General features: G+C 54.7%; 11 protein-coding genes and 1 pseudogene. 10 read left to right on the forward strand and 2 right to left on the reverse strand.

Annotated elements, in window-relative coordinates:
* Nucleotides 1-27: 27 nt before the first annotated feature.
* Nucleotides 28-414 carry a YraN family protein gene (locus tag RMS03_RS06460; RefSeq protein WP_310626267.1) on the reverse strand — a complete coding sequence of 129 codons (387 nt, stop codon included), beginning with the start codon at nt 412-414 and terminating at the stop codon, nt 28-30.
* Between the two features lie 12 nt (nt 415-426).
* Here RMS03_RS06460 and rsmI point away from each other — a divergent pair, with 12 nt between their 5' ends.
* Nucleotides 427-1,338 (forward strand): 16S rRNA (cytidine(1402)-2'-O)-methyltransferase, encoded by a 912-nt coding sequence (rsmI, locus tag RMS03_RS06465; protein WP_310626268.1) that lies wholly within the window; start codon nt 427-429, stop codon nt 1,336-1,338.
* 163 nt (nt 1,339-1,501) lie between these two features.
* On the opposite strand, the pseudogene RMS03_RS06470 reads toward rsmI, so the two are convergent.
* A pseudogene (locus tag RMS03_RS06470) lies at nt 1,502-1,699 on the reverse strand (hypothetical protein); the annotation flags it as partial.
* Between the two features lie 106 nt (nt 1,700-1,805).
* Here RMS03_RS06470 and RMS03_RS06475 point away from each other — a divergent pair.
* From RMS03_RS06475 to RMS03_RS06515, 9 genes are all read left to right on the forward strand, one after another.
* Nucleotides 1,806-2,237 (forward strand): CopD family protein, encoded by a 432-nt coding sequence (locus tag RMS03_RS06475; RefSeq protein WP_310626269.1) that lies wholly within the window; start codon nt 1,806-1,808, stop codon nt 2,235-2,237.
* 15 nt (nt 2,238-2,252) lie between these two features.
* A complete protein-coding gene (locus tag RMS03_RS06480; protein ID WP_310626270.1) occupies nt 2,253-3,350 on the forward strand; it encodes a VanZ family protein in 1,098 nt (365 codons plus the stop codon).
* Between the two features lie 9 nt (nt 3,351-3,359).
* On the forward strand, nt 3,360-3,695 hold the full coding sequence (locus RMS03_RS06485) for a (2Fe-2S) ferredoxin domain-containing protein (protein WP_310626271.1): 336 nt from the start codon (nt 3,360-3,362) through the stop codon (nt 3,693-3,695).
* A gap of 29 nt (nt 3,696-3,724) precedes the next feature.
* Complete coding sequence (locus RMS03_RS06490) at nt 3,725-4,348, forward strand: alpha/beta fold hydrolase (protein ID WP_310626272.1); 624 nt, start codon at nt 3,725-3,727, stop codon at nt 4,346-4,348.
* A gap of 117 nt (nt 4,349-4,465) precedes the next feature.
* A complete protein-coding gene (locus RMS03_RS06495) occupies nt 4,466-5,590 on the forward strand; it encodes a D-alanyl-D-alanine carboxypeptidase family protein (protein ID WP_310626278.1) in 1,125 nt (374 codons plus the stop codon).
* 130 nt (nt 5,591-5,720) lie between these two features.
* A complete protein-coding gene (gene rpsL / locus RMS03_RS06500; protein ID WP_066122869.1) occupies nt 5,721-6,098 on the forward strand; it encodes a 30S ribosomal protein S12 in 378 nt (125 codons plus the stop codon).
* Nucleotides 6,099-6,304: 206 nt separating this feature from the next.
* Complete coding sequence (gene rpsG, locus RMS03_RS06505) at nt 6,305-6,775, forward strand: 30S ribosomal protein S7 (RefSeq protein WP_310626273.1); 471 nt, start codon at nt 6,305-6,307, stop codon at nt 6,773-6,775.
* A 15-nt stretch (nt 6,776-6,790) separates the two neighbouring features.
* Complete coding sequence (gene fusA / locus RMS03_RS06510) at nt 6,791-8,893, forward strand: elongation factor G (protein WP_310626274.1); 2,103 nt, start codon at nt 6,791-6,793, stop codon at nt 8,891-8,893.
* A 183-nt stretch (nt 8,894-9,076) separates the two neighbouring features.
* The coding region (locus RMS03_RS06515; protein ID WP_310625867.1) for a GTP-binding protein at nt 9,077-9,217 on the forward strand (141 nt) is incomplete at its 3' end.

Below are 9,217 nucleotides of genomic sequence, written 5' to 3' on the forward strand. Positions count from 1 at the left end.
CTTTTGCGCGTTTGCTCTGCCTCTTATTTACTGAGCGTCAAAAGCGGCTTTGTACCAATGCAGTTCGTCGCCTTCAACGGCCACCACATCAAACCGAGATGGGGGTTCTTGACGCACTTTCAATAGAAAGTAGCGTGCCGCAAACACGATGCGCCGTTGCTTCATGGGGGTAATGCTGGCCAAGGCACCACCGTGGTCTTGACGGCCACGTTGACGGACCTCCACGAACACGAGGGTGCCGTCAGCGTCGTGCATGATTAAATCTATTTCACCGCCACCCCTGCCAGGGGTCCGATAATTGCGTTGCACCAGTCGCATACCTTGGGCTTGCAGATGGTGCAGCGCGCGGTCTTCGGCCGCATCCCCTTTTTGCTTGGTGGTTGTGTCTGTTTTTTGACCGCTGAACTTTTGCATAGCCCCTCCGTGATGAGTGCCAACTTCGATTCCGCTTTAATCGCCGCCAACGCGGCCGCCGCTGGACAGCATTATCCAAGCGGAGCGCTGTACGTGGTGGCAACGCCGATTGGCAATTTGGCTGATATTTCCTTACGTGCGCTGCATGTACTTGGCTTATGCGACACATTGGCATGTGAAGACACGCGCCACAGCCAGACGCTACTGCGTGCGTATGGCATCGACAAGTCATCGGCCCAATGGCTGGCGGTGCATCAGCACAACGAAGCCGAAGCCGCGCAAGAGGTAATTCGTCGTCTGCAAGCGGGTCAACGCGTGGCCTATGTGAGCGATGCTGGTACGCCCGCAGTCAGTGACCCCGGCGCACGCTTAGCATGGCAAGTGCAAAGCGCGGGCTTGCGCGTGATGCCTATGCCCGGTGCCAGCAGCGTGACCGCTTTACTGAGTGCTTGTGGCACACCTGCACATGATTCATCTGGTTTTGTGTTTGTTGGATTTTTACCGTCCAAAACAACCGAACGAGCACATGCGGTGGAGGCACTGGGCCAAGAGCCTCGTACCCAAGTGCTGCTGGAAGCACCGCACCGCATGGAAGCTTTGGCAGCGGCACTCGGCGTGCTGGGTCGTCGCCCCGTGACAGTGGGACGCGAGTTGACCAAGCAGTTTGAAGAAATCGCCACGGTGACCGCCGAAGATTTGAGTGCATGGCTACAAGCCAGCACGCAGCGCACACGTGGCGAATTTGCCTTGGTGGTACATGCACAAGCGCAAGAACGTGCCACGGGCACAGACCATGACCGCATGCTTCAAATCCTGATGCAAGAGTTGCCACTCAAGACCGCCGTCAAGGTAGCTGCCGAGTTGAGTGGCGAAGCAAAAAATGCGTTGTATGACAGAGCACTGCTACTGAAGGATGGCGGCTAAACACCTCGTGCTATTGCATCTCTTGCCCCAAATCAAAACGCATCGTGAAAAGGCTCTCGGTGAAGGTGTCAGCGCCGCGCATCATGTGTCCGCGTAGCTGCTCGTCTGTTAATGTTTCGCAGGCTCGGCGTGGACCTGCGCACGGGGGTATTTCAGCAGCCTGTTAGGCAGTTTGTGGACGCACTGACCCTGTGAGCGTTCGATCCTGCTCACGGATCAGTACCTTACGCACCATCCACAGCTTGCTCAGCGCAAGCATCACCAGCAGCTGGTTCGTGTTCTTCGCCAACCCTCGGTAGCGCACCTTCACGTGACCGAACTGGCGTTTGACTACTCTGAATGGATGCGGTCGTCTTGAGCGCGATCACCAGTCCTGAATCAACATCGACACCCATGCGCGCCTTCATGGCAAAGTACCACTGCCCAACATTGCGTCGGGCTTTTTTGAGCGCAGCTAAACTCCAGGCATGCTTTGGATTAAATCGTTTCACCTTATTTTCGTGGCCAGCTGGTTTGCAGGCTTGTTTTATTTGCCGCGCATCTTTGTGAACCTAGCGCAAGTCGCGCCAGAGTCCGTGGCCGAAGAGGCGCGATTGCTGCTGATGGCGCGCAAACTGATGCGCTTCACCACCTTGCTGATGGTGCCTGTTGTGGGCTTGGGTTTGGTGCTTTGGCTTTATTACGGCATTGGCTTGTTGGGGGTGGGCAATGGATGGATGCACGCCAAGATGACCATTGTTTTGCTGGTGCTGGGTTATCACCATGGTTGCAGCCGCTTGCTGCGCCAGTTCGAAGCGCACACCAACACCCGCAGCCACGTGTGGTACCGCTGGTTCAATGAGATTCCCGTGGTCTTACTGACCATCGCTGTGATCTTGGTGGTTGTCAAACCCTTTTAAAGCAGCGGCTGGCCCATGCGTCAAACCTCCGCTTGGCCCTTGTCGCAAATTTGCGTGGCACTGATCGTCTACGCCAGCTTGTATCCGTTTGACCATTGGCGCGACCAAGGCATTTGGACGTGGTCATTTCTAACCGCGCCTTGGCCCAAGTACTGGTTGGGTTTTGATGTGGTTGCCAATGTGTTGGGCTACGCTCCGCTGGGATTTTTCTTGACGTTAAGCGCCATGCGCATGGGTTGGCGTACGCGCTTTGTCAGGGCATCGACCTTGGCGGCTGCGGTGTTGTCGCTCGCGATGGAGGGTTTGCAAAGTTACTTGCCCGCACGTGTGCCGTCGTTGCCAGACTTTTTATTCAATACGCTTGGGGCTTGGCTGGGGGCTGTGTCGGCGAGTGCCTTGGAGCAGATGGGGCTGCTGCGTCGCTGGAGTCAATTCCGCGAGCGTTGGTTTGTGCGTGACGCTTACATGGCCTTGGTGTTGATGGCGATGTGGCCTGCGGCTTTGTTGTTTCCCGTGGCTGTGCCGCTGGGTTTGGGTCAGGTGTGGGAGCGTGTGGAAGACGCGCTCACCAGTGCTTTTGAGGCCACGCCGTTCGAAGATTGGATTCCACTGCGCGCGTTTGAGTTGGAGCCTTTGTTGCCCGGCGCGGAATTGCTATGTGTGATGTTGGGTTTGTTGGTGCCGTGTTTGTTGGGTTTTGGTGTGCTCCGTCAAGCCAGCCAAAGGTTTTTGTATTTGTTGGCTGTGCTTGGCATGGCTTTGGGCATGAGTGCGTTGTCTGCCACGCTGAGTTATGGCCCGGTGCATGCGTGGAACTGGTTGGATTTTCCCGTGGTGTTGGGCTTGCTCTTTGGGGGTGTGGTGGCGTTGGTCTTTTTGCCGCTGTCTGCCCGTGCTTCGTGGGCGTTTTTGTTGTTGGCGGTGTTGGTGCAGCAAAGCGTGCTCAACCAATCGCCTGAGAGCGCTTATTTCGCACAGACGTTGCAGACGTGGGAGCAGGGGCGTTTCATCCGCTTTCATGGCTTGGTGCAATGGCTGGGCTGGCTTTGGCCTTATGCCGTGTTGATGCTGGCGTTGGTGCGTTTGTCGCGCGAGCGCAGCACACAAAACTAGAATCTATCTATGACACAGACTTCGTACTACAAACACCATATTTTTTTCTGCTTGAACCAACGCGACAACGGCCAAGATTGCTGTGCCAACCACGGGGCACAAGCGACATTTGATTTTTGTAAGGCGCAAGTTAAAGCGGCTGGCTTGGCTGCTCCCGGCGGTGTACGCGTGAACAAGGCTGGTTGCTTAGACCGATGTGCAGGCGGCCCTGTGGCAGTGGTGTATCCCGAGGGTGTTTGGTACACCGTGATGGATCACAACGACGTGAATGAGATTGTCGAAAGCCATTTGAAAAACGGTCAAGTGGTGGACCGTTTGGCGGTGTCCGCTAACGTGGGGCGTTGAAGCGAAGATGAGGCGAAGATGAGGCGCATATGAATTCACATACGCAAAAAATCACGCTGCTAGGCGAGGCGGGCCACATTGAGGCGTTGCGTGACGAGCCCGAAGGCGCGCCACGCGGGATGGCCATCGTGGCGCATCCGCACCCGCTGTTTGGCGGGACGATGGACAACAAAGTCGTGCAAACGCTGGCACGTGCCTTTGTGCAGTGCGGCTGGACGGTGGTTCGTTTTAATTTTCGTGGCGTGGGTGCTTCGGCAGGGTCGCATGACGCGGGGGCAGGTGAAGCGCGTGACTTTTTGCGCGTGGTCGATCAAGTGGCATTGCAGGGGCCATTGGCCATCGCTGGCTTTTCGTTTGGCTCTTTTGTGGCGAGTCACGCCTTAGCTGAACTGGGCCTGCATCGCACGATTGACAAGGTGGTGTTTGTGGGCACGGCGGCGCAGCGCTTTACCGTGGCCCCCATCGCCCCAGATTTGCATGACAAGACCTTGGTGGTGCATGGCGAACAAGACGATACGGTGTCCTTGGCTTCTGTGATGGATTGGGCGCGTCCGCAAAGCCTGCCTGTGACGGTGGTGCCGGGCGGTGATCATTTCTTTCATGGACAATTGCCGCTTCTCAAGAATTTAGTGGTACGCCATTTGCAGGGCTAAGCGGTGTTGGTGTGCCCACGGCATGCGCGAGACGCACAGGTCGGATTCTTGACCCAAATTTATCACTTCAAAACAGCCATGACACGATTACTGCGCTCCACCTTCATCGGCCTTTGGATGGGCTTGGCTTGCATGTTTCAGGTGCAGGCGCAAGCACCACAGCCGCCCGAAATTGCAGCGCATGCCTATCTGTTGGTGGACTTGACGGCGCAACAGGTGTTGGCGGAACTTGATGCCGACAAGCTGGTAGAGCAAGCCTCATTGACCAAGTTGATGACCGCTTACATCGTGTTTGATGCGCTCAAGTCGAAAAAAATCAGCTTGCAACAAACCTTTGGTGTGAGTGAGCGTGCTTGGAAGATGCCCGGCTCACGCATGTTCATTGATCCCAAGATGAAAGTGCCTGTTGAAGATCTGATTAAAGGCATGATTGTTCAGTCTGGCAACGATGCCACCATGGCGTTGGCCGAAGGTGTGGGGGGGACGGTGGAACATTTTGTGCAAATGATGAATGCACAGGCCAAAGTGTTGGGTATGAAATCCACGGGCTACAAAAACCCAGAAGGTTTGACTGAGCCTGGCCACACCACCACGGCGCGTGATTTGAGTATCTTGGCAGGCCGTTTGATGCAAAACTTTCCTGAGTACGTGGGTTACTACGCGATCAAAAAATACCGCTACCCCAGCACGCCTGCTGCGAACGAGAGCAACCGCAACCTGCTTTTGTTTCGCGACCCCAGCGTGGACGGTCTGAAAACAGGCCACACCGATGCGGCGGGCTTTTGTCTGATTGCCACGGCCAAGCGTGAGGCGCCGGGTGTTGGCCAGCGCCGTTTGCTGTCGATCGTGTTGGGTGCTTCTAGCGAAAACGCCCGCGCCACCGAGTCCCAAAAGCTGTTGAACTGGGGCTACACCGCGTTCGATGCGATCAAGCTGTTTGACGCCAACCAAGCCGTGGTTACCCCCAATGTTTGGAAGGGTCGTGGCAGTCACGTCAAGCTGGGGCGTTTCGTCCCCATCGTGGTGGCTGTTCCTGCCGGAACGGCCGCGCGCATTCAAACGCAGGTGGCGCGCCCTGACCCCTTGGTGGCGCCACTCAATCGCGGCCAGTTGGTGGGAGCTTTGAAGGTCACGGTCGATCGAAAACCGCTGGTGGATGTGCCTTTGCTGGCGCTAGAAACAGTGGAACAAGCCAGCTTTATAGGGCGCGCTTGGGACGCGGTGCGCCTTTGGGTGAAGTGACACTTCTGTGAGGCATTCTGGCCTAGGTTTGCTGCCCCTTCGCGATGCTGATACACTAGAAGGCTTTTCGGAATTTCCGAAGGGATTCACGTTTTCTTTTTTTAATTCAAACGTTTAGGGACGTTTTTCAATGCCAACCATCAATCAATTGGTGCGTCAGGGGCGCGAGGTCGAAACGACCAAGTCCAAAAGCCCTGCGATGCAAAACTCTCCACAACGTCGTGGCGTGTGCACCCGTGTGTACACCACGACGCCTAAGAAGCCAAACTCTGCGCTGCGTAAAGTTGCAAAAGTTCGCTTGACCAACGGGTTCGAAGTCATTTCGTACATCGGCGGTGAAGGCCACAACTTGCAAGAACACAGTGTTGTGCTCGTTCGCGGCGGCCGTGTCAAGGACTTGCCAGGTGTGCGTTACCACATCGTGCGCGGCTCACTCGATTTGCAAGGCGTGAAAGATCGCAAGCAATCGCGCTCCAAGTACGGCGCTAAGCGTCCTAAGAAGGCTTGATCCGCAAGGATTCATTGTTTTCTGGCCTAGCAGCCGCTAGCCTCAGCGAGGCTTAATTCGTCAAATCGGTGTTTTGGTCGTCAGGCAGACGATGCAAAACGAAGTGACCCCAAGCGCCCAAGCTGGGTGTGGGTCGAGTAAGTGGAAGTCATGATGACTTTCCAGGCCCTCGGAAGAGTGCCAACTGAAGCAATATGAGGTGAAATATGCCACGTCGTCGCGAAGTCCCTAAACGTGAAATCTTGCCGGATCCAAAGTACGGCAATATTGAGCTGTCTAAATTCATGAACGTGATCATGGAAGGCGGCAAAAAAGCTGTTGCCGAGCGCATCATTTATGGTGCCTTGGAGCAAATCGAACAGAAGTCGGGCAAAGATCCGCTCGAGTTGTTCACGGTGGCCATCAACAACGTCAAGCCCATGGTGGAAGTGAAATCCCGCCGCGTGGGTGGTGCCAACTACCAGGTGCCTGTTGAAGTCCGCCCTGTCCGTCGCTTGGCTTTGTCCATGCGTTGGTTGAAAGAAGCTGCTCGCAAACGCGGTGAAAAGTCCATGGCGTTGCGCTTGGCCAACGAATTGTTGGAAGCGTCTGAAGGCCGAGGAGGCGCCATGAAAAAGCGTGACGAAGTTCACCGCATGGCCGAAGCCAATAAGGCATTCAGCCACTTCCGCTTCTAAATTCAAAGGTAAAACATGGCCCGCAATACCCCCATTGAGCGCTATCGCAACATTGGTATTTCAGCGCACATTGACGCTGGTAAGACCACCACGACAGAGCGTATTCTTTTTTACACTGGTGTGAACCACAAGATCGGCGAAGTCCATGATGGCGCTGCCACCATGGACTGGATGGAGCAAGAGCAAGAGCGTGGCATCACGATCACTTCTGCTGCCACGACTTGTTTCTGGAAGGGCATGGATGGCTCTTTCGCTGATCACCGTATCAATATCATTGACACTCCTGGCCACGTTGACTTCACGATTGAAGTTGAGCGTTCCATGCGTGTGCTCGACGGTGCTTGCATGGTTTACTGTGCGGTGGGTGGCGTTCAGCCCCAATCCGAAACCGTTTGGCGTCAAGCTAACAAATACAAAGTGCCACGTTTGGCCTTTGTGAACAAGATGGACCGTACAGGTGCCAACTTCTTCAAGGTCGTGGAGCAGATGAAGTTGCGTTTGAAGGCTAATCCTGTGCCAATCGTGATTCCAATCGGTGCTGAAGAAAATTTCACTGGTGTGGTTGATCTTCGCAAAATGAAGGCCATCATTTGGGATGAAGCATCTCAAGGCATGAAGTTCACTTTTGAAGAGATTCCAGCCAACTTGGTCGAGTTGGCTAAAGAGTGGCGCGAAAAGATGGTCGAAGCTGCGGCAGAGGCCTCTGAAGAGTTGATGAACAAGTACCTTGAAGAAGGTGACTTGACTGAAGAGGAAATCACACACGGTCTGCGTGTGCGTACCATCAACAGCGAAATTCAACCCATGTTGTGCGGCACAGCGTTCAAGAACAAAGGTGTGCAGCGTATGCTGGATGCGGTGCTTGAATTGATGCCTTCTCCGTTGGATGTGAAAGCAATCAAAGGCTTTGACGAAGATGAAAAAGAAGTGATCCGTAAAGCGGATGACAACGAGAAATTTTCTGCCTTGGCATTCAAGTTGATGACCGACCCATTTGTGGGTCAGTTGACTTTCGTGCGCGTTTACTCGGGCGTTCTGAAAAAGGGCGACACAGTGTACAACCCTGTACGTGGCAAAAAAGAACGTATCGGTCGTATCGTGCAAATGCACGCCAACAACCGTGAAGAAGTAGACGAAATCCGCGCCGGCGACATCGCTGCTTGCGTGGGTTTGAAAGACGTCACCACGGGCGAAACCTTGTGCGATCCAGCAGCCGTGATCACCTTGGAGCGCATGGTGTTTCCTGATTCTGTGATTCGCCAAGCTGTGGAGCCAAAGACGAAAGCTGACCAAGAAAAAATGGGCATGGCTTTGTCTCGTTTGGCTGCAGAAGATCCTTCTTTCCGCGTGCAAACCGACGAAGAATCAGGCCAAACCATCATTGGTGGTCAAGGCGAACTGCACTTGGAAATTATTGTCGACCGCATGAAGCGTGAATTCGGCGTGGAAGCCAACGTGGGTAAGCCTCAAGTGGCCTACCGCGAGACCATTCGCAAAACTGTGGAAGAAGCCGAAGGCAAGTTCGTGCGTCAGTCTGGCGGTAAAGGCCAGTACGGTCACGTGGTGCTCAAGGTTGAGCCACAAGAAGCCGGTAAGGGCTTCGAATTCGTTGACGCCATCAAGGGCGGTGTGGTTCCTCGCGAATACATCCCTGCGGTGGAAAAAGGCGTGATCGAAGCCTTGGGCCAAGGCGTGTTAGCCGGTTACCCCGTCGTTGACGTCAAGGTGACTTTGCACTTCGGTTCGTACCACGATGTGGACTCGAACGAAATGGCCTTCAAGATGGCGGCCATCTTTGGTTTCAAAGAAGGCTGCCGCAAAGCCCAGCCGGTCATTCTGGAGCCCATGATGGCTGTGGAAGTTGAGACACCTGAAGACTACGCGGGTAGCGTGATGGGCGACTTGTCCTCACGTCGCGGCATGGTGCAAGGTATGGACGACATGGTCGGTGGCGGCAAGGCGATTAAAGCTGAAGTGCCGTTGTCTGAAATGTTTGGGTACTCAACTACTTTGCGTTCGATGTCACAAGGCCGCGCAACTTACACGATGGAATTCAAGCACTACGCTGAAGCTCCTCGTAACGTTGCCGAAGCGATCGTGGCTTCTCGCGCGAAATAAACCTCGTGGGCAGGTCAAGTTTGCGCAAGCAAATTTGCTCTGCCCTCCTCTAATCAAGACTTTTGACGGATTAGAAACTCCCTGTCTGCGACGATGCGCCGCCCTGTCACCCGTGCGGGGCGAATCAGCAGCGTCGTGCAGACATAAAACCTGTACACGGGCACTGCTCTTTGGAGAAAAGAAATGGCAAAAGGAAAATTTGAACGTACCAAGCCGCACGTGAATGTGGGCACGATTGGTCACGTTGACCACGGCAAGACAACGCTGACAGCGGCGATCACCACGATTTTGTCGGCCAAGTTTGGTGGTGAAGCGAAAGCTTAC

The sequence above is a fragment of the Limnohabitans sp. genome (assembly GCF_031538885.1).
GTDB lineage: Bacteria > Pseudomonadota > Gammaproteobacteria > Burkholderiales > Burkholderiaceae_C > Limnohabitans.